We start from the raw sequence: 526 nt of genomic DNA, 5'->3' as shown, positions 1-526 counted from the left end.
GCTCAAGCCCCCGCTCAAGCACCCCCTGCCGCAGCGAGGGGCGCCACCCAGACGCTCGGGGTCCGGCGCGTGCTGTTCGTCACGCGGCCCTCGGACGGCTTCGGCGACGCCGACCCGCGCGCCGCGAGCCCCTTCCTGCCGAGCGAGAAGGTCATCACCTACATGGAGCCGATCGGCGAGACGCTGGTGCCGGTCGCCGGCGGCGACGTGCGGTTCGGCTTGGTCGTCGACTACGCGCTGCAGACCAGGGGCGGCGCGATCCTCGCCGGCCAGAAGGCCGTGATCGACCGGGAGTTCACCGCCGGGAAGGACGCCCTGCTGGACGGCTCCCCGAAGTTCTCCTTCCACGTCACCCTGGGCATCACCGGCGTCGACCCGGGCGAGTACGTCCTCGCCTTCACGCTGCGCGACAAGTTCAGCGACCGCACGACCCAGATCGAGCGGCTCCATGTAGGTGATGACCTTCTCGCTCGGCAGGAAGGGGCTCGCGGCGCGCGGGTCGGCGTCGCCGAAGCCGTCCGAGGGC

General features: G+C 71.9%; 1 pseudogene. It reads left to right on the top strand.

The features are described 5' to 3' along the window. Positions 1-69: 69 nt before the first annotated feature. Positions 70-526 (top strand): annotated as a pseudogene (locus tag FV223_RS29590) (hypothetical protein); the annotation flags it as partial.

The sequence above is a fragment of the Methylobacterium sp. WL116 genome (assembly GCF_008039455.1).
GTDB lineage: Bacteria > Pseudomonadota > Alphaproteobacteria > Rhizobiales > Beijerinckiaceae > Methylobacterium.
The sequence above is the reverse complement of the archived record's forward strand: the minus strand, read 5'-3'. Positions and strand labels throughout refer to the sequence as shown.